This is a genomic window from Kribbella italica, from assembly GCF_014205135.1.
GTDB lineage: Bacteria > Actinomycetota > Actinomycetes > Propionibacteriales > Kribbellaceae > Kribbella > Kribbella italica.
In genome coordinates this window covers 8,431,013-8,449,418 of sequence record NZ_JACHMY010000001.1, presented here as the reverse complement: position 1 = coordinate 8,449,418, position 18,406 = coordinate 8,431,013, and the positions used below count along the sequence as shown (strand labels likewise).

The following is an 18,406-nucleotide window of genomic DNA, read 5'->3' as shown; positions in this document are numbered from 1 at the left end:
GACCCCAGGCACCGCCGTACGACGAACGAAGGGGTCAGTGCCGGCTGCGGTCCGACAGCGCCCGCTGCGCCTCGCGGTTGGCCTGGCGCTCGGCCAGCGCGTGCCGCTTGTCGTAGTCCTTCTTGCCGCGCGCGGTGGCCAGCTCGACCTTCGCGTACCCGTCCTTGAAGTACAGCGACAGCGGCACCAGCGTGACGCCCTGCTGCTCGACCGCGCGGATCAGCTTCTCCATCTCGTCGCGGTGCAGCAGCAGCTTGCGGGTCCGCCGCGGCTCGTGGTTGGTCCACGTGCCGTGCGTGTACTCCGGGATGTGCAGGTTCTGCAGCCAGAGTTCACGACCGCGCACGGAGCCGAACGCGTCGACGAGGGAGGCCCGGCCCAGCCGCAGGGACTTCACCTCGGTCCCCGTCAGCACAAGGCCGGCCTCCACCACGTCGTCGATGTGGTAGTCGTGTCGCGCCTTACGGTTCTGCGCGATCGGCTTCTGGCCGGTCTGTTTCACCATCCGGCCAGTATCCCAGACGACTCACAGGTACTTCATCGGGTTTGTCACGCGGCCGTCGCGGTAGACCATGAAGTGCAGGTGACAGCCGGTCGAGTAGCCGGTGGTGCCGACGTACCCGATGACCTGGCCCTTCTTCACCCGCTGGCCGACGCGCGCCTTGTAACGGGACAGGTGGTTGTAGACGGTGGTGATCGAGTCGCCGCCGATCACGCCGTGGTTGACGAAGATCCGGTTCCCGTAGCCGCCGTTGTAGTAACGGTCCGTGACCGTCCCGCTCGCGGCGGCGTGGATCGGCGTACCGCAGCCGGCCCCGAAGTCGGTCCCGTCGTGCAGCTTCCAGTAGTGCAGGATCGGGTGGAAGCGCATCCCGTACGGCGAGGTGATGTAGGTGTTGATCGGGAAGCTCAGCCCACCGTCGTTGTCCGGCGGGTCCGGGATCCGCTTCGGCGGCCGCTTCTCCTTCTTCGCCTTCGCCCGCTCGGCGGCCTCGGCCGCCGCCTTACGCCGGGCAGCGGCGGCCTTCTCGGCCCGCGCCCGCGCGATCAGGACCTGCTCGACCCGGGACCGCTCGGCGACCAGGGACTGGTAGTTCGCCAGCTCCGAGTTCTTGTCCTTCTCGGCGGCCTGCTGCGCCACCAGCCGGGTCGCGGTGACGGCAGCCGCCGCGGCCTTCTCGGTCGCGACCTGCTGGGTCAGCGTGGTGACCTCCTGAACGGTGCGCGCCGCCTCGGCCTTCTGCTCCGCGACGATCCGCTCGGCCTCGGCCAGCTTGGCCTGCTTGTTCGCCAGCTGCGCCTGCGCGTTGTTCAGGTTGGTGATCGCGTTCCCGGTGATCCCGAAGACGTTGCGCTGCACCTGCATGCCGCTGGCCAGATCGGCCGGCGACGCGCCGCGCAGCACGATCGACAGACCGACCAGCGGATTCTGCTGCTGGTACGCCGAGCGCACCGCGCGGCCGGCCAGCGCCTGCTTGGCGAGAATCTCTTTCTGGCCGTCGGCAACGTTCGTCCGCGCCGTCGTCAGCGCCTGCTCGGCGGCCTTGAGCTTGCTCGCGGCCACCACGTCGGCGGCCTTCGCGGCCGCCAGCTTGCCCTGGACGGCGGCGTACCGGGACTGGACGGCCTGGTACTGCGTCTCCGCCTGGTTGTAGGCGGCAACAGATTTCGACAGCTGGTCGTACGACTCGTGCAGATCGGCCTTGGACTGGTTGATCTGGCTGTCGAGCTGTTTCTTCTGGGCGTTCGGATCGGGTGGGTCCGCCTGCGCAGACGGAACCACCGCCAGTGCTCCGGCGGTCATGGACAGGACAACGCAGCAAGCGGCGACAATCGTCTGCCGGGCGGGCGGTCGCGGGCGCGACCGATCGCTCGGTGTGGCGGTGGCGCCGATGCTGTCGTCTCGCTTGATGCGTCCCCGCTCACGCGGGTTCGCACCGGGGAAGTGCGGGACCACAGTCGACCCCTTGCTCTGGGTTGAGTTGTCGTGCTACTGCACGATAAGTCACCGAGCTCAGACTTTGAGGTATTTCCGCGTCGTCAGGAATGTCGGAACCACCGCGAGCACCAGTCCGACGACCACCATGATCAGCGTCGCCTGGAAGGTTTCGGCCGCGCCGACCCACTGCCAGACCCGGAACGTCTCGGCCGCCCGCTGCATGACGACGAAGTACACGCCGACCCAGAGGGTGCCGCAGGCAAGGACCGCGCCGATCAGGGCCGCCAGCACCGCTTCCAGCAGGAACGGTAGCTGGATGTAGAAGTTCGAGGCGCCCACCAGGCGCATGATGCCTATCTCTCGCCGTCGGGCGTACGCCGCCAGGCGGATCGTGTTCGAGATCTGCATCAGCGCGGCGACCAGCAGCAGCGCCGCGGCGACCAGGGCGCCGACTTGCAAACCGTTCAGCGCCTTGAAGAGTGGATCGAGATACTGTCTCAGGTCCTGCACGGTGTCGACGCCGGGCAGGCCGGCCACCGCGCTGACCAGGTTCTGGTAGCGCTGTGGATCCTTCAGCTTGACCCGGTACGACTCCTGCATCTGGTCCTCGGTGACCGTGGAGACGATCGGCGAGTCCTTGTACAGCTTCTTGAACTGCTCGAACGCTTCCTTCTTCGACTCACCGAAGACGCCCTCGGGCGCGGTGTCCGGGCTGGACTCGATCACCTGCTTGATCCGGTTCTTCTGCTCCGTGGTCACCTCGGCGCCCGAGCAGCCGCGGCCGCCGGAGTCCTTGGTGCACATGAAGATCGAGATCTGGATCTTGTCGTACCAGTTGCCCTTCATCAGGTCGACCTGCTCGCGGGCGAGCAGCGCGCTGCCGAACAGCGACAGCGAGACCCAGATGGTGACGACGACGGCGATCGTCATCGACAGGTTCCGCTTCAGACCGATGCCCAGGTCCGAAAGGATGTAGTTCAAGCGCATACGAAGTCAGTCCCTGCTCTCAGTGCTGGTAGCCGTAGACGCCGCGCGACTCGTCGCGGACGACATGGCCGTTCTCCAGCTCGATCACGCGCTTGCGCATCTGGTCGACGATCGAGACGTCGTGGGTGGCCATCACCACGGTCGTCCCGGTCCGGTTGATCCGGTCCAGCAGCTTCATGATGCCGACCGACGTACCGGGGTCGAGGTTTCCGGTCGGCTCGTCGGCGATCAGGATCATCGGCCGGTTCACGAACGCGCGCGCGATCGCGACCCGCTGCTGCTCACCACCGGACAGCTCGTCCGGCAGCCGGTCCTCCTTGCCGTCCAGACCGACCAGCTCGAGCACCTCGGGCACCGTCTTGCGGATGTGCGAGCGCGGCTTGCCGATCACCTGCAGGGCGAACGCGACGTTCTCCGCGACGGTCTTGTTCGGCAGCAGCCGGAAGTCCTGGAAGACCGTGCCGATCTGCCGGCGCATCTGCGGGATCCGCCAGCTGGCCAGCCGGTTCAGGTCCTTGCCGGCGACCATGATGTGGCCCTTGGAGGTCCGGTGCTCACGCAGCACGAGACGAAGGAACGTCGACTTGCCGGACCCGGAGGTGCCGACCAGGAAGACGAACTCGCCCTTCTCGATCTCGACGTTCACGTTCAGCAGGGCAGCCTTGGACTGACCCTCGTACGTCTTGGAAACATTCTCGAAGCGGATCACGGGACATTCCGGCCGTGGTCGGGAACAGGGAGTGACGCGTCGGTAACCACCACAGCACCGTACGCCACCGGGAGCGGCCGACGATCAGTCTAGGGGCATCGAGGCGGTGATCCGGTCAGGCGTGCCGCCTAACGACGGGCCTCAGGCGGGAGCGGGCGCCGTACCGTTGCCGTTCTCCGGACGGGCGTCCGCAATCCGGGCGACCGCGGGCTCCGGTTTGCGTCCGGCGCGGCGGGCCGCCTCGACGTGCAACCGGGCCAGCTCCACGGCCTGGCGGGAGACCTTCACGGTCTTCTTCTCAGCCATCGGCGGGCTCCTTCTTCTTCGACCACCTCGATGTCGGCGTCGGCAAGTTCAGCGTACGTCGTCTCGCCGACCCGGTCGATCGCGACGGCGGCGGTCAGCGCGGCGACCAGCTCGTAGTCCTCGGGCTGCAACAGTTCCGAGCGCATCAGCGAACGCAGCGTGACCACACCGGCGTCCGTGCCGGTGTCGTCGTCGTTCAGGATCTGCTCGACCGCCCAGCGGACCATCCGCATCGTCTCCTCGCGGTGCCGCCACGTGTCCAGCTCGCGATCGGACTTCCGGGTCAGGTACGCGCCCAGGGCGACGCCGCCGAGCGCCAGCAACGGGCTCAGCACGGTCATCGCGACACCGACCACCGAGATCCAGGTCGGGATCACGAACACACCCTCACAACCATCGACGTCCTCCCAAATCCCTGGTGATGACCGGCTGATGATGTTACGAAGGACAGCAAACCACTCACCACCGACAAGGACGTCACGTGGAAGATCCGGACTGTTACGACGTGTTCGTGCAGGGCACCGTGTTTCTCGACATCGTGCTCACCGGACTGGAGTCCGCGCCGACCACGGGGACCGAGATCTTCGCCGAGGGGATGGGTTCGTGCCCCGGCGGTGTCGCGAACTTCGCGATCGCCGCGAGCCGGCTCGGGCTGCGCAGCGGCCTGGCCGCGGTCTTCGGCGACGACGTGTACGCCGACTTCTGCTGGCGGACGCTGGCCGACCAGGAGAAGGTCGACCTGTCGCACTCCCGCCGGATCGGCCACTGGCACTCCCCCGTCACGGTCTCGATGTCGATCGACCGGGACCGGGCGATGGTCACCCACGCGCACGAGGCGCCCGGCGACCCGAGCAAGCTGGTCGGCCCGGGCCTCAACACCCGGTCGGCGATCGTGCCGGTCGCGGAGGAGCTGCCGAGCTGGACGGCCGAGGCCCGCGAGTCCGGCGCGCTGCTGTTCGGCGACGTCGGCTGGGACCCGACCGACACCTGGTCACCGGCCGTGCTCGACGTGCTGGAGGGCTTCCACGCCTTCACCCCGAACGCCGGTGAGGCGATGGCCTACACGCGGACCGACACCCCCAAGGCCGCGCTGCACAAGCTGGCCGAGCGGGTCCCGCTGGCCGTCGTGACGAACGGTTCGGACGGCGTACTGGCGATCGACTCCGCCACCGGGGAGGAGGAGCACATCCCCGCGCTGCCGGTCCGGTCGTACGACCCGACCGGTGCCGGTGACGTGTTCCTGGCCTCCCTGGTGCTCGGCACGCTGCGTGGCTGGCCGCTGGCGCACAGGCTCGCGTTCGGCAACCTGTGCGCCGGGCTGTCGGTCCAGCACTTCGGCGGCTCGCTCGCGGCGCCCGGGTGGGGCGACATCATCGACTGGGTCCGCGACCACAGCCGCACCCGCCCGGGCGGCGTCGATCCCGACATCCTGCGGCACTACACGTTCATCGGCGACGTCCTTCCCGAAGGCCCGGTCCCGATCGTCCGCCGGGCCGGCGCGACCATCGCCCGGCTCTCGGACGCCTGATCACTTCGTCCGCCTGAGCAGCACCGCCGACACCAGCACCAGCAGCACGCCCCCGGCCAGGAACCCGTACGCCGGTCCGCTCCGGTCGATCAGCACTCCGACCAACGACGCACCGGCTGCGCTCCCCAGGTTGTTGGCGGTGTTGATCCAGGTACTCGCCTCGGTCCGCTGGTCCGGAGGTGTGACCTCGTCGGCGGCCAGGTACGACACCACGAACAAGGGCGCGACGGCGAGCCCGGCGACTGCCATCACCCCGCCCAGCACGACCAGGTGGCTCGCCAGCGACGCCGCGAGCAGTCCCGCCGCCAGCAGGCCGATCAGCCCGGCGAGGTGCTTCTCATGCGTCCGGGTGTGCTTCCGGCGTCCCCACAGCAAGCCGCCGACGACACTGCCGAGTCCGATCCCCGCCTCGACGAACCCGGCCGCTCCCGGCTTCCCCTGCGCCTGCGCCACTCCCGCGACACACAGGTACGCCGTACTGACTCCGGCCGCCGTGACCAGGATGACGATCAGGATCCTGCGCAGCCCGGCGTTGGTCAGCGGGCCGAGTAGGTGCCGGGCCGGACCCGGTGGAGTCGTCCGGCAGGCCAGCGGCGAGGTGACCATCAGACAGGTGCCACCGGCAAGCAGCACCGCCGTACAGATGAGTGCTGCGGATGCTGACCAGAGGCTGATCAGCAGGCCGGCCAGCAACGGCCCGGCCAGGTAGAGGGACTCCTCACAGATCGCGTCCAGGGCGTAGGCGCGTTCCTTGAGATCGGTGTCCTCGGTGATGAGCCGCCAGTTGGCGCGCATCGACGGGCCGAGTGGTGGGGCGAAGAGCCCGGTCACGGTGACCAGTACGACCAGTAGGGCCGGCGTACTCAGGAAGGTGGTTGCGACGAGTCCCAGCGCACAGGTGAGCGCCAGAGGTGGCAGGACCCGGCGCTGGCTGTAGCGGTCGACCAGGCGGGCCTTGTACGGCATCGACAAGGACGCCAGGCCGAAGCCGGCTCCAGCAGCTCCGGCGACGGCGAACGAGCCTGTCGCGGCGTGGACGGTGAACAGGGTGGACAGCGGGAGCAGACCGTAGGCCAGCCGGCCTGCCAGCGCGGGCACGAAAGTGCGCAGCGCGGACGGCAGGAGGAGGACAGCACGGTAGCTCCCAGCACGCAGGGTGCTGGACATGAGAAGGCGCTCCTAGAGAGCCCCGGCCTCGACGAGGCGGGGAACGAGAATTGGGCTCGGCGACTCGAGCCCTCTCTAGTGCGGCATGCGGGACATGGCCGACACCCTACAACGCAAAGACCAGTGCGCCACTCGATTGATCAACAGTCGAAAAGGGGCCCTCAGGGACCCGGTCGGTCGTAGGGTCGGACCAGGGTGCGCGGGTCCTGGGACCGCGCCTGAGCTGGAGGTACGTCGCGATGTCGGGTGCAGACGGGTTCAACCGCAGGAGCTTCCTCGCGCTCGGAGGTGGGATCGCGGCGATGGCGGTGGCCGGCTGCGGGTCGAACACCGGCCGCTCGGACTCGGGCGGCGGTGCCTCGGGTGACAAGCCGGCGCTGGCGCAGTGGTACCACCAGTACGGCGAGGCGGGCACCCAGCAGGCCGTGGAGAAGTACGCCAAGGAGTACCCGGACGCGACCGTGACGGTCCAGTGGTCCCCCGGCGACTACGACAAGAAGACCGCGGCCGCGCTGCTCACCGACGGCGGGCCGGACGTGTTCGAGTACGGCAACGGACCGTCGATCGACATGATCAAGGGCGGCCAGGTCGCCGACCTGACCGACCTGCTCGGCGACGCGAAGAGCGACTTCACCCCGTCGCTGCTGTCCCGGGTGACCTACCAGGACAAGCTCTACGCGATCCCGCAGGCAACCGACATGCAACTGCTGGTCTACCGCAAGAGCCTGCTCCAGCAGGCCGGGGTCCAGCCGCCGACGACCGTCGACGAGCTGATCGCGGCCGCGAAGAAGCTGACCACCGACAAGGTGAAGGGCCTGTTCGTCGGCAACGACGGCGGCGTCGGCATTCTCGGCGGCCCGGCCCTGTGGGCCGCGGGCGTCGACTACCTGACCGAGGACGGCCAGTTCGGCTTCGACAGCCCGGCCGCGGCCGAGTCGCTGCGCAAGCTGCGCGAGTTGTTCACCTCGAAGGCGTTGTTGCTCGGGGCACCGACCGACTGGTCCGACCCGTCGGCGTTCACCCAGGGCCTGACCGCGATGCAGTTCACCGGCCTCTGGACGTTCCCGCAGCTGCAGAAGTCGCTGCCGGACGACTTCGGCGTCCTGCCCTGGCCGAAGCTGGACGCGTCCACCGGCGCCCCGAGCGTCCCGGTCGGCGCGTACGGCGCCTCGGTCAGCACGAAGTCGAAGAACGTCGACGCGGCGAAGAAGTTCGTCAAGTGGCTGTGGGTCGACCAGACCGACAAGCAGCTCGACTGGGCGCAGAGCTACGGCTTCCACGTCCCGGCCCGCAAGAGCCTGGCGGAGAAGGCCGACAAGCTGAAGTCCGGCCCGGCCGCCGACGCGGTGAAGTTCGTCAACGAGAACGGGCACGCCCAGACGCCGTTGCTGTGGACCCCGAAGTCCGGGACGGCGTACTCCGACGCGGTCAGCCGGATCATCAAGAACGGCAGCGATCCGGCGACCGAGATCAAGGCGGTCAAGGCCGTCGTGGAGGCTGAGCTCAAGCGCATCGCCGGCTGATGCCCGCCCTCGCCACGCGGCTGCGGGGCCGCTACGACCGCAACCTGTGGTTCGTGATCTTCGTCGGGCCGTTCGTGCTCGGGCTGCTCGTGTTCGTCTACGTGCCGATCGTCTGGTCGGTGGTACTGAGCTTCTTCGACGCGCGCAACACCGTCACGCCGACGGACTTCGTGGGCCTGGGCAACTACCTGGACATGCTCCGGGACTCCGCGTTCCGGTCCAGCCTGGCCACCTTCGTGCTGTTCGCGCTGTTCATCGTGCCGACCACGTTCGTCGCGTCGCTCGGCCTGGCCCTGCTGGTCAACCGGACCCGCTTCGCCCGGACCTTCTTCCGGTCGGTGTTCTTCCTGCCGACCGCCTGCTCGTACGTCGTGGCGTCGCTGATCTGGAAGCTGTCGATCTTCAACGGCGTCCGGTTCGGCCTGGCCAACACCGTGCTCGGCTGGTTCGGGGCCGAGCCGGTCGCCTGGCTCTCGGTCACCCAACCGCCGTGGTACTGGCTGGTGATCGTGTCCGCGCGGATGTGGCTGCAGGCCGGGTTCTACATGATCCTGTTCCTGGCCGGGCTGCAGCGGATCGCGCCATCGCTGTACGAGGCGGCCGCGATCGACGGCGCAACCGGCTGGAAGGTGCTGCGGTACATCACGCTGCCGCAGTTGCGGGCGACGTCGACCGCCGTCCTGTTGTTGCTCCTGATCAACGCGTTCCAGGCGTTCGACGAGTTCTACAACCTGCTCTCGAGCGCCGGCGGCTATCCGCCGTACGCGCGTCCGCCGTTGGTCTACCTGTACTACGCCGCGCTCGGGCAAGGTCAGGACTTCGGCCACGGCAGTGCGGGCGCCGTACTGCTCACTCTGTTGATCGCCTTGGTGGCGCTCGTTCAGGGCCGGTTCCTCGGACTGGGCAAGAGGGAGGACTGAGATGGCGACCATTCAGCGCTCCCGCGCGGACCAGGCCGGCTCGGTCGTCCGGTACGTCGTCCTGGTGGTCGGCGCGATCCTGTTCCTGCTGCCGTTCTACCTGCTCGTTCGCAACGGCCTGTCGACCGAGCAGGACATCACGTCACCGGACTGGAAGCTCTTCCCGTCGTCGCTGCAGTGGCACAACGTTGTCGACCTCTTCACCGATCCGCTGCTGCCGTTCGGGCGGGCACTGCTCAACTCGCTGGTGATCTCGGTCGTGCAGACCATCGGGGTCCTGGTGATCTCGGGCCTGGCCGGGTACGGGCTGGCGCGGATCCCGTTCCGGTACGCGAACGCGGTGTTCTACTTCATCGTCGCGACGCTGCTGATCCCGGCCGCGGTGACCTTCGTGCCGAGCTTCGTGCTGGTCTCCACGCTCGGCTGGGTGAGCACGCTGCGTGGGCTGATCGTGCCGGGGCTGTTCCAGGCGTTCGCGACGTTCCTGTTCCGGCAGTACTTCCTGAACTTCCCGCGCGAGCTGGAGGAGGCCGCGCAGCTCGACGGTACGGCGTACTGGGGCACGTTCTGGCGGATCGTGGTGCCGAACTCGACCGGCTTCATCGCCGCGATCGGGACGATCACGTTCATCGGGTCGTGGAACGCGTTCCTGTGGCCGCTGGTGATCGCGCCGGACCAGAGCGCCTGGACGGTGCAGATCGCGCTGTCCACGTTCCTGACCGCGCAGACCATCAACCTGCCACAGCTCTTTGTCGCCGCCGGCATCGCGATCCTGCCGCTGGTGGTGATGTTCGTCTTCCTGCAGCGCTGGATCGTCGAGGGAGTCGAACGCTCGGGGATCAGTGAATGAATCCAGTTGAGGGGGTACACAGCATGACGTCAGACCTGATCGGCGCACTTCGCGCCGAGCTCACCACCGGCCCGGTCCTCGGGCCGACCGACGACGGCTTCGCCGAGGAGGTCGCCGCGCAGAACACGGCGACCGTGCACACACCGGACGTTGCCGTCGGCATCACGTCGGAGGAGGACGCGGCGGCCGTCGTACGGATCGCAGCTGCGGCCGGCGTACCGGTCCGGGTGCTTGCCACCGGCCACGGTTCGGCCGTGGCGGTGACCGACGGCATCCTCGTCACGACCCGGCGGCTCGGCGGGGTCGTGGTCGATCCTGAGCGCCGGATCGCGACGATCGGCGCCGGGGTGCGCTGGGCCGAGGTGATCGCGGCCGCGGCCGGGCACGGTCTCGCGCCGGTCGCGGGCGCCTCCGACAACGTGGGCTGCATCGGCTACATCACCGGCGGCGGCCTCGGCCCACTCGCGCGCACCTTCGGCTTCTCGTCGGACTGGGCCCGCGGCTTCCGCCTCGTCACCGCCGACGGCACGATCCGCACCGCCTCGGCGCAGAACGATCCGGACCTCTTCTGGGCGCTGCGCGGCGGCAAGGCCGGCTTCGGCATCGTCACCTCGATGGACTTCGAGCTCGTCGAGCTCAGCACCCTGTACGGCGGCTCGGTGTTCTTCGACGCCGACCAGATCGCTCCGGCGTTCACCACGTGGCTGGACTGGACCAAGACGCTGCCCAACGCGGCCACCTCGTCAGCCGTCATCCTTCGCCTCCCGCCGCTCGAGTTCATCCCCGAGCCGCTGCGCGGGAAGACCGTGCTGAGCATCCGCTTCGCGTACGTCGGTTCGGCGGCCGAAGGCGAAAGGCTCTTCCAACCCATCCGCGACGCGGCCCCCGTCCTCATCGATCTCCTCCAGGAGATCCCCGCCTCACGGATTGCCGACATCCACAACGACCCGCGCGACCCCGGCCCCGGCTGGGACCGCGGCCAGCTGCTGACCGACCTCGACGCGGACTTCGCCGAAGCCTTCCTCGGCGCCGCCGGACCTGCCCAGCAGATCCCCTTCGTCGCGGTCGAGATCCGCCACCTCGGCGGCGCCGTCGCCCGCGACGTCCCCGAAGGCAGCGCCGTCGGCGGCCGCGGCGCGTCGTACACGCTGATCCTGATCGGCGCCCCCGATCCCAGTCTGTTCGCCACCGTGCTGCCTGGAGCCGCCGAGGGCGTGCTGGCCCCGCTGGAGCCGTGGAAGTCCCCGGAGCACAACGTCAACTACGCCGGCGGCCTGACCGTCCCCGGCTCCTACGAAGCCTGCTGGCCCGCCGAGACGTTCGCCCGCCTCGCGGAGATCCGCACGGCGTACGACCCGACCGGCATCTTCCCGTACGGCCCACCCGAGAGGTGACCACGTGCTCGACCTGCACCCCCTGACCGCCGCCGACGAGGAGCTGATCGAGCTGGCCCGCCGGACCGTCGACGCCAACACCGACGGTCCGGACGGGATCTACACGATGGGCGCCGCGGTCCGCGGGGTCGACGGCCGGATGTACGCCGGGATCAACCTGTACCACTTCCTCGGCGGACCGTGCGCGGAACTGGTCGCCCTCGGCCGGGCCCGCGCCGAGGGCGCCCGGGAGCTGACCACAATCGTCGCCGTCGGCAACGAAGGCCGCGGCGTCTGCGGGCCGTGCGGCCGCGACCGCCAGATCCTGGTCGACTACCACCCGGGCATCCGCGTCATCCTGCCCTCCGAGGACGGCCCGGGCACGGTGCTCGCCACCGATCTCCTGCCGGGCGCCTACCGCTGGACTCCCACCCCCGACTGACGGACGCCCACCACTGTCCAACCCCGGTTTCCGGCGGCGGTCCCGCCACCTCCAGGCGGGAACGGTCGCCGTCGCCGGTGGTTGGTGAGTGGTGGGCGTTCACAACGCCGGGATGATGTCCCGCCCGTACGCCTCGAGGGTCTCCTGCTTGGCGTCGTGCTGGAGATAGACGGCGAACTGGTCGACGCCCAGCGCCTGCAGCTCGCGCAGTCTGGCCAGGTGGTTCTCGACCGGGCCGAGGAGGCAGAACCGGTCGACCACCTCGTCGGGGACGAAGCTGGTGTGGGTGTTGCCGGCCCGGCCGTGCTCGGCGTAGTCGTAGCCTTCGCGGCCCTTGATGTAGTCGGTCAGCGCGGGCGGGACGGTCCCGCTCGCGCCGTACCGGGCGACGATGTCGGCGACGTGGTTCCCGACCATCCCGCCGAACCACCGGGTCTGGTCGCGCTGGTGCGCGAGATCGTCCCCGACGTACGCCGGTGCCGCGACGCAGAACTTGATCGCCGCGGGATCCCGCCCGGCCTCCTCGGCCGCGCTGCGCACCGCGGAGATCATCCACGCCGCGATGTCCGGATCGGCCAACTGCAGGATGTACCCGTCGCCGACCTGCCCGGTCGCGGCCAGCGCCTTCGGCCCGTACGCCGCGACCCAGACCTCGAGCGCGCCGTTCTCGACCCAGGCGAACTTCAGCTGCTGCCCGCGGTACTCCACCGTGCGCCCGCAGGCCAGCTCACGGACGACCTCGACGCACTGCTTCAGCTCCGCGATCGTGCCCGGCTTCGCGCCGAGCGTCCGCAGCGCCGAGTCACCGCGCCCGATCCCGCAGATCGTGCGGTTGCCGAACAGCTCGTTCAGCGTCGCGAACTGCGACGCGATCACGGTCCAGTCCCGCGTCCCCGGATTCGTCACCATCGGCCCGACGATCACGTTCCGCGTGGCGGCGAGGATCTGTGGGTAGATCACGAACGGCTCCTGCCAGAGCAGGTGCGAGTCGAACGTCCACACGTGGCTGAACCCGGCCCGCTCGGCCTGTTGGGCGAGCTCGACCACCGCTGACGCAGGCGGGTCGCACTGGAACACCACTCCGAAGTCCACCGGATTCCCCCTTCAGACCAGGTACGACGACAAGCCGCGCCGCAGGTACCGCCCGTGTCCCTTCCGCCCATGGTAGTTGCCGTCGGCCACGATCACCGCGCCGCGCGAGATCACCGTGTCGACATGTCCCCTCACCTCGAACCCCTCGTACGCCGAGTGGTCCATGTTCATGTGGTGCGTCTCGGCGCTGATCCGGGTCGTCCCGTTCGGGTCGTAGACCACCACGTCGCCGTCCGCGCCGGGCTGGATGACGCCCTTGCGCGGGTACAGGCCGAACATCCGGGCCGGCGTGGTTGCGATCGTCTCCACCCAGCGCTCCAGCGACAGCTGCCCGTCGACGACGCCCTGGTAGACCAGGTCGACCCGGTGCTCGACGCCGCCGATCCCGTTCGGGATCTTGGAGAAGTCGCCGCGGCCGAGCTCCTTCTGGTCCTTCATGCAGAACGGGCAGTGGTCGGTCGACACGATCGCGAGATCGTTGCTCCGCAACCCTTTCCACAGGTCCCTGGCGTGCGACTCGTGCTTGCTGCGCAGCGGCGTCGAGCAGACCCACTTCGCACCCTCGAACCCGGGCGCGCCGAGCTGGTCCTCCAGCGTCAGGTACAGATACTGCGGACAGGTCTCGGCGAACACGTTCCGGCCCTTGTCCCGCGCGGCCGCGACGGCTTCGAGCGCGCCGCTGGCCGACAGGTGGACGATGTAGAGCGGGCAGTCCTCCGCGACTTCGGCGAGCGCGATCGCCCGACTCGTCGCCTCGGTCTCCAACGCGGGCGGCCGGGTGAGGCCGTGGTTGATCGGGTCGGTCTCACCGCGGGCCAGCGCCTGCTGGACCAGGACGTCGATCGCGATCCCGTTCTCGGCGTGCATCATCACCATCGCGCCGTTCGCGCGGGCGGTCTGCATCGCACGCAGGATCTGGCCGTCGTCGGAGTAGAACACCCCGGGGTACGCCATGAACAACTTGAAGCTGGTGATGCCCTCGTCGGCGACCAGTTGGTCCATCGCCTTCAGCGCGTCGTTGTCGACCCCGCCGAGGATCATGTGGAACGCGTAGTCGATGTGACAGTTGCCCTCGGCCTTGGTGTGCCAGGCCGCGAGCCCGTCCTGGACCACTTCGCCCGTGCGCTGTACGGCGAAGTCGATGATCGTCGTCGTCCCGCCCCAGGCGGCCGCCCGGGTCCCGGTGTCGAAGGTGTCGCTGGCCGCCGTACCGCCGAACGGCAGCTCCATGTGCGTGTGCGCGTCGATCCCGCCCGGGATCACGTACTTGCCCGCGGCATCGATCACCTCGTCGGCGGTGACGCTCCCGCTGTGCTCGGGGTCGAAGAGCGCGACGATCTTCTCCCCCTCGATCAGGACGTCCGCCGGGTGCGCCCCGGTCGGCCCGACGACGGTCCCACCCTTGACCAGCAACGACATCTGTGGCGCTCCTTCGTTACGGCTTGGTCAGGTCCCCGTACGCGTCCGGCCGGCGATCGCGGTAGAACTGCCACCGGTCCCTGACCGTGTCGAGCAGCCCGAGATCCAGGTCCCGGACGATCAGCTCCGGGTTGTGGTCGTCCCCGACCTCGCCGACGAACTTGCCCTCGGGGTCGACGAAGTACGACGTCCCGTAGAAGTCGTTGTCGCCGTACTCCTCGACGCCGACCCGGTTGATCGCCCCGATGAAGTACTCGTTGGCCACTGCCGAGGCGGGTTGCTCCAGCTTCCACAAGTACGACGACAGCCCGCGGGAGGTCGCCGACGGGTTGAACACGATCTTCGCCCCCGCCAATCCCAACGCCCGCCACCCTTCCGGGAAGTGCCGGTCGTAACAGATGTAGACCCCGATCCGCCCCACCGCGGTGTCGAACACCGGATACCCCAGGTTCCCGGGCCGGAAGTAGAACTTCTCCCAGAACCCCTTCACCTGCGGAATATGAGTCTTCCGGTACTTCCCCAGATACTTGCCATCAGCATCGATCACCGCGGCCGTGTTGTACAGCACCCCCGCCTGCTCCTGCTCGTACACCGGCAGCACCATCACCATGCCCAGCTCTTCGGCCAGCGCCTGGAACCGCTCGGTGGTCGGCCCCGGCACGGTCTCGGCGTACTCGTAGAACTCAGGATCCTGAACCTGACAGAAGTAAGGCCCGTAGAACAGTTCCTGAAAACAAATCACCTTCGCCCCAAGGGCGGCGGCCTCCCGCGCATACCCCTCATGCGCCTTGACCATCGACTCCTGGTCCCCGGTCCAGTTGGCCTGCACCAACGCCGCCCGCACAACCTCCGCCATCGCGAACCTCCCGCTAGCCGAGCACCCATGCTCCGCCCGCCAACCACCCCGAGTCAACGACTACGCCAGACTCACACCGTCCCCAGCGTGTCCCTGCCACTCGCCCCGGCGGGCGCCGTACGCGGAGACCAGCGCAGCCGGCACCTCCCCAGATCTACCGCCGCTTGCGCACGCCTGTCACCGGCGATGCCGACCAGCGGCGCAGGCGTCGTCGCGTAGGTCAGAGCAAGATACGCCAGGGATCGATCGCGCGGGCATCCCAAGCGACGTCGTTGCTGTCGAGCGCCCAGAGTTGGCCTGGGACGTGGTCGGCGAGGTGGGCGACGGTGGTGGCGAAGAGATCTTCCCAGCGGCATTCGACGTACGCCGTGCTGACGGGGAGGGCGAGGTTGGGCGCCTCGAGGCCGGGAGTGGCGGGGACGAGGGTTACGTCGCGGTAGTCGGCTAGGTCGTCGGGGGTGCCGGCGTACAGGGTGAAGAGGTGGCCGTCGGGGGCAGTCAGCTGGGCGACGCCGGGGGCGAGGTCGGCGCCCAGGAGTGCCATGGCTTGGAGGCAGGTGGCGCTGAGGTTGGGGCGTACGTGACCAGTACGGCGCTCTTCACGTCAGGTGGTGATCGTGCGGCTCGGGGCCGGGAGGACTCGGCCGCCTACCGTGGTCCAGCCGCCGGAGAGGTTGGTGGTGAGGAGTTGGGAGCCGGCGCCTTGGGTGATGTGGAGGGAGCGGCCCAGGCGGGCGGTGAGTTGGGTGGCGGCTGAGCCGGTGGCCTCGTCTTCGGGGACACCCATGGCGGGCGCGAAGACGCGGGCGCGGATGCGGCCTTGGGGTTCGTCTTCCCAGGCCCAGAGGTAGGTGTGGCCTGCTGAGTACGACGCGGGGCTTGCGGCGAGGACCTCGCCGGGGGTGTCGAGCTGGCGCCAGTCGAAGGTGCTGCCCCAGGAAGCGTTGGCGCGTACGGCGGTGATGCCGTTGCTGCGGATGACGGGCACCTCACCGGCGGGCACCCGCAGTACGTCGACGTGCTGCCCTTGCGCGTGCAACCACCAGGCGACGCCGACAGTCGGGTGCCCAGCGAACGGCATCTCCCCAGTGGGGCTGAAGATCTGGATCAGGCCGGTCGCGGGATCGTCGACGAAGACGGTCTCGCTGTAGCCGAGCCGGGCAGCCGTCCGCTGCCGCTCCTCGACGGGAACCAGCGCGCCGTCAACAATCCCCAACGGGTTCCCGAAGGCACCGGAGGGATCGACGAACACCCGTACGACGTGCACGTCCACGGTGGTCATCTGTTCAGCTCACGATCTCGCACCTGCGTGTGCGGCAGCAGCAGCGACCCCAGCCCGCGCAGCAGGGCCGGAGTGTCGGGGTCGGCAACGGCGAAGCGGCTCATCAGGCAGCCGAAGTCGCCAGGCTTCTTCACCGGCGGCGAGCAGAACCCCGACGCCGGCAAACCACCGAAGACCACCAGCAAATCCCCGTGCGTCACCGCGGGTCGACGCCGGATTCCTCGTCCTGGTCCCAGACCAGCGGTCGTCCAGGGCGACTTCGGAGAGCCCGAGTCCTGGGCCGCGGCGCTCGCGCGGTGGCGCTCGGTCTCCACGGAGCGGCCACGCCCATCGGGCGGTCGTCGCGCTTGTGCAGGCCCATCGAGACGCTGAGCGTACGGACGTACCGGCGAGCGTGACGTCGACCTTGACCGTGCCGGCCGTGCCGCGCAGGGGAAGCCCAGTCGGCGCCGTGGTCGTGTCGTGCAGGAGAGGGTCGGTCAGAGGACGAGGATCGCGGCGACGACGGCGATCAGGACCACGACGGCGCCGACGACGGCCAGCATGCGGCCGTTCATCTTCGGCTCTTCGGCGGGCTGGACCTCGCCCTCGCTGACGAAGGCGCGGAACATCTGGGTGCTCGCGCCCGGGTCCTGCTCGTTCTCGGTGGCGTGGTTCGTGTTCTGGTCGGCCATGGCGACGACCCTACCGGCGGCACCGGATCGTCGGCACACCGCAATCGCCGATCTGACCCGACTCTTACCGTCCGTACACGCAGCGTCGACGCTCGGCCGATCGACGGCCACGGACCGCGCATGTACCATTTGGTACATGCGCTTCGATCACTCCACCACCGTCAACGCCCCCGCCGAACGCGTCTGGGCGGTCTTCAGCGACGTCGCCCACTGGCCCGACTGGACTCCGACCATGGACTCGGTCGAGCGGCTCGACGAGGGCGCGCTGCGAGTCGGCGCCCGGACCCGGATCCGCCAGCCCAAGCTCCCGGTCGCCGTCTGGGAGGTGACGGAACTGAAGGACGGCGAGTACTTCGAATGGGTCTCCCGCGCGCCGGGCATCAAGACGACCGCCGGCCACCGCGTGGTCAGTACGCCGGAGGGCACGGTCGTGACCGCGACGGTCATCCAGGAAGGTCCGCTGGGCTGGCTCTTCGGCAAGCTGTACGCGAAGCTGACCAGGGAGTACATCGCCACCGAGATCACCAGCCTGAAGAAGGTCACCGAGGCGTGAGCGCCGCGGAACACCGCGATCCGGGTGCCGTCGGGCGCGCACGACGGCTTCACCGTGCACGACTGCCCGGAGTTCTGCCCCGGTGAGCCGCGAGTCCCTGCTCACCGAGGCCGTCGAGCACTTCGCTAGGAACGGCATCGGGGACGCGAGTCTGCGCACGATCGCGGCATCGATCGGCACGAGTCACCGGATGCTGATCTACCACTTCGGTTCGCGCGAGGGCCTGCTGGCCGAGGTGGTCCGTACGGTCGAGCAGCAGCAACGGGATCTGCTGGCCGAGCTCGAGGATCTTCCGCTGGTGCAGCAGGCCGAGCAGTTCTGGCGCCGGGTGACCGAGGCGGCGCTGATCTATGGGCCGCTGTTCTTCGAGCTGTCCGCGCACGCGATGCAGGATCTCCCCCACACCGAGGCGTTGAAGGCCGACCTGATCAACGTCTGGCTCCCACCGCTGATCCGGCTCTTTGTGAAAGCCGGAATTCCCGAGGACCAAGCGCCGGCGTACGCACGTCTCGGCCTGGCCGCCTCCCGCGGCCTGCTCTTCGACCTCCTGCTCACCGGCGACCGCCCCGCCGTCGACGAGGCCTCCGCACTCCTCAATCGCCTCCTCACCTCGGAGCATCTCCGGAAACCACCTTCCTGACCACCGCACCCCGCCGCGCGACGCGACACCGCGACCGCCGTCGACCGCGAGTCGGCCGACGGGCTGCACGAGATCCAGGCCCGAGTCCGCACCATGCGTACGCCGGCCAACCGCCGTCCCTGGGTGATCACCGCCGGTCCCGAGGA

Annotated in this window: 22 protein-coding genes; 8 read left to right on the top strand and 14 right to left on the bottom strand. The window is 68.9% G+C overall.

Annotated elements, in window-relative coordinates; all coding sequences use genetic code 11:
• Nucleotides 1–34: 34 nt before the first annotated feature.
• The 6 genes from smpB to HDA39_RS39685 all read right to left on the bottom strand — a co-directional run bounded on the left by smpB (nt 35) and on the right by HDA39_RS39685 (nt 4,318).
• Nucleotides 35–505: an SsrA-binding protein SmpB gene (gene smpB, locus HDA39_RS39710; RefSeq protein ID WP_184804352.1), complete on the bottom strand. Its 471-nt coding sequence runs from the start codon at nt 503–505 to the stop codon at nt 35–37.
• A gap of 21 nt (nt 506–526) precedes the next feature.
• Nucleotides 527–1,804 carry a M23 family metallopeptidase gene (locus HDA39_RS39705; RefSeq protein WP_238356275.1) on the bottom strand — a complete coding sequence of 426 codons (1,278 nt, stop codon included), beginning with the start codon at nt 1,802–1,804 and terminating at the stop codon, nt 527–529.
• Nucleotides 1,805–2,014: 210 nt separating this feature from the next.
• The gene (ftsX, locus tag HDA39_RS39700) at nt 2,015–2,926 is read right to left on the bottom strand and encodes a permease-like cell division protein FtsX (protein ID WP_238356274.1); all 912 of its coding nucleotides are present in this window, start codon (nt 2,924–2,926) and stop codon (nt 2,015–2,017) included.
• Between the two features lie 19 nt (nt 2,927–2,945).
• On the bottom strand, nt 2,946–3,635 hold the full coding sequence (gene ftsE / locus HDA39_RS39695; protein ID WP_077013482.1) for a cell division ATP-binding protein FtsE: 690 nt from the start codon (nt 3,633–3,635) through the stop codon (nt 2,946–2,948).
• Nucleotides 3,636–3,776: 141 nt separating this feature from the next.
• Nucleotides 3,777–3,941, bottom strand: coding sequence for a hypothetical protein (locus tag HDA39_RS39690; protein WP_012919388.1), 165 nt, complete (start codon nt 3,939–3,941; stop codon nt 3,777–3,779).
• On the bottom strand, nt 3,920–4,318 hold the full coding sequence (locus tag HDA39_RS39685; protein ID WP_184804346.1) for a hypothetical protein: 399 nt from the start codon (nt 4,316–4,318) through the stop codon (nt 3,920–3,922). Before HDA39_RS39685 ends, HDA39_RS39690 begins: the two co-directional genes overlap by 22 nt.
• Before the next feature lie 104 nt (nt 4,319–4,422).
• Here HDA39_RS39685 and HDA39_RS39680 point away from each other — a divergent pair, with 104 nt between their 5' ends.
• A complete protein-coding gene (locus HDA39_RS39680) occupies nt 4,423–5,469 on the top strand; it encodes a PfkB family carbohydrate kinase (RefSeq protein ID WP_184804343.1) in 1,047 nt (348 codons plus the stop codon).
• Here HDA39_RS39680 and HDA39_RS39675 read toward each other — a convergent pair whose 3' ends face one another.
• A complete protein-coding gene (locus tag HDA39_RS39675; RefSeq protein ID WP_184804340.1) occupies nt 5,470–6,636 on the bottom strand; it encodes an MFS transporter in 1,167 nt (388 codons plus the stop codon).
• 239 nt (nt 6,637–6,875) lie between these two features.
• Between HDA39_RS39675 and HDA39_RS39670 the strand changes: the two genes are divergently transcribed.
• Genes HDA39_RS39670 through HDA39_RS39650 form a run of 5 tightly spaced genes read left to right on the top strand, consistent with a single transcriptional unit; the run spans nt 6,876 to nt 11,744 of the window.
• Nucleotides 6,876–8,159 carry an ABC transporter substrate-binding protein gene (locus HDA39_RS39670; protein WP_184804337.1) on the top strand — a complete coding sequence of 428 codons (1,284 nt, stop codon included), beginning with the start codon at nt 6,876–6,878 and terminating at the stop codon, nt 8,157–8,159.
• Nucleotides 8,159–9,079, top strand: coding sequence for a carbohydrate ABC transporter permease (locus tag HDA39_RS39665; protein WP_184804334.1), 921 nt, complete (start codon nt 8,159–8,161; stop codon nt 9,077–9,079). The genes HDA39_RS39670 and HDA39_RS39665 overlap by 1 nt, the downstream gene beginning before the upstream one ends.
• A 1-nt stretch (nt 9,080) precedes the next feature.
• The gene (locus HDA39_RS39660) at nt 9,081–9,929 is read left to right on the top strand and encodes a carbohydrate ABC transporter permease (RefSeq protein WP_184804332.1); all 849 of its coding nucleotides are present in this window, start codon (nt 9,081–9,083) and stop codon (nt 9,927–9,929) included.
• A 23-nt stretch (nt 9,930–9,952) separates the two neighbouring features.
• The gene (locus tag HDA39_RS39655; RefSeq protein WP_184804329.1) at nt 9,953–11,323 is read left to right on the top strand and encodes an FAD-binding oxidoreductase; all 1,371 of its coding nucleotides are present in this window, start codon (nt 9,953–9,955) and stop codon (nt 11,321–11,323) included.
• A gap of 4 nt (nt 11,324–11,327) precedes the next feature.
• Nucleotides 11,328–11,744 (top strand): cytidine deaminase family protein, encoded by a 417-nt coding sequence (locus tag HDA39_RS39650; RefSeq protein ID WP_337926087.1) that lies wholly within the window; start codon nt 11,328–11,330, stop codon nt 11,742–11,744.
• 99 nt (nt 11,745–11,843) lie between these two features.
• On the opposite strand, the gene HDA39_RS39645 is transcribed toward HDA39_RS39650, so the two are convergent.
• The 7 genes from HDA39_RS39645 to HDA39_RS39615 form a co-directional block, all read right to left on the bottom strand.
• Nucleotides 11,844–12,836: a TIGR03842 family LLM class F420-dependent oxidoreductase gene (locus HDA39_RS39645; protein WP_184804326.1), complete on the bottom strand. Its 993-nt coding sequence runs from the start codon at nt 12,834–12,836 to the stop codon at nt 11,844–11,846.
• Nucleotides 12,837–12,848: 12 nt separating this feature from the next.
• Complete coding sequence (gene hydA, locus HDA39_RS39640) at nt 12,849–14,255, bottom strand: dihydropyrimidinase (RefSeq protein WP_184804323.1); 1,407 nt, start codon at nt 14,253–14,255, stop codon at nt 12,849–12,851.
• 16 nt (nt 14,256–14,271) lie between these two features.
• Nucleotides 14,272–15,111 (bottom strand): nitrilase-related carbon-nitrogen hydrolase, encoded by an 840-nt coding sequence (locus HDA39_RS39635; protein WP_184804319.1) that lies wholly within the window; start codon nt 15,109–15,111, stop codon nt 14,272–14,274.
• Between the two features lie 220 nt (nt 15,112–15,331).
• Entirely contained in the window at nt 15,332–15,655 is a 324-nt protein-coding gene (locus HDA39_RS39630) for a hypothetical protein (protein ID WP_184804316.1), read from the bottom strand.
• Nucleotides 15,656–15,715: 60 nt separating this feature from the next.
• Nucleotides 15,716–16,393 carry a PhzF family phenazine biosynthesis protein gene (locus HDA39_RS39625; RefSeq protein WP_184804313.1) on the bottom strand — a complete coding sequence of 226 codons (678 nt, stop codon included), beginning with the start codon at nt 16,391–16,393 and terminating at the stop codon, nt 15,716–15,718.
• Entirely contained in the window at nt 16,390–16,593 is a 204-nt protein-coding gene (locus tag HDA39_RS39620) for a hypothetical protein (RefSeq protein ID WP_184804310.1), read from the bottom strand. The genes HDA39_RS39625 and HDA39_RS39620 overlap by 4 nt, the downstream gene beginning before the upstream one ends.
• A gap of 279 nt (nt 16,594–16,872) precedes the next feature.
• On the bottom strand, nt 16,873–17,067 hold the full coding sequence (locus HDA39_RS39615; RefSeq protein WP_184804307.1) for a hypothetical protein: 195 nt from the start codon (nt 17,065–17,067) through the stop codon (nt 16,873–16,875).
• 136 nt (nt 17,068–17,203) lie between these two features.
• Here HDA39_RS39615 and HDA39_RS39610 point away from each other — a divergent pair, with 136 nt between their 5' ends.
• Together HDA39_RS39610 and HDA39_RS39605 are read left to right on the top strand one after the other, a co-directional pair.
• A complete protein-coding gene (locus HDA39_RS39610) occupies nt 17,204–17,620 on the top strand; it encodes an SRPBCC family protein (RefSeq protein WP_184804304.1) in 417 nt (138 codons plus the stop codon).
• Nucleotides 17,621–17,702: 82 nt separating this feature from the next.
• A complete protein-coding gene (locus HDA39_RS39605) occupies nt 17,703–18,260 on the top strand; it encodes a TetR family transcriptional regulator (RefSeq protein ID WP_184804300.1) in 558 nt (185 codons plus the stop codon).
• Nucleotides 18,261–18,406 lie beyond the last annotated feature (146 nt).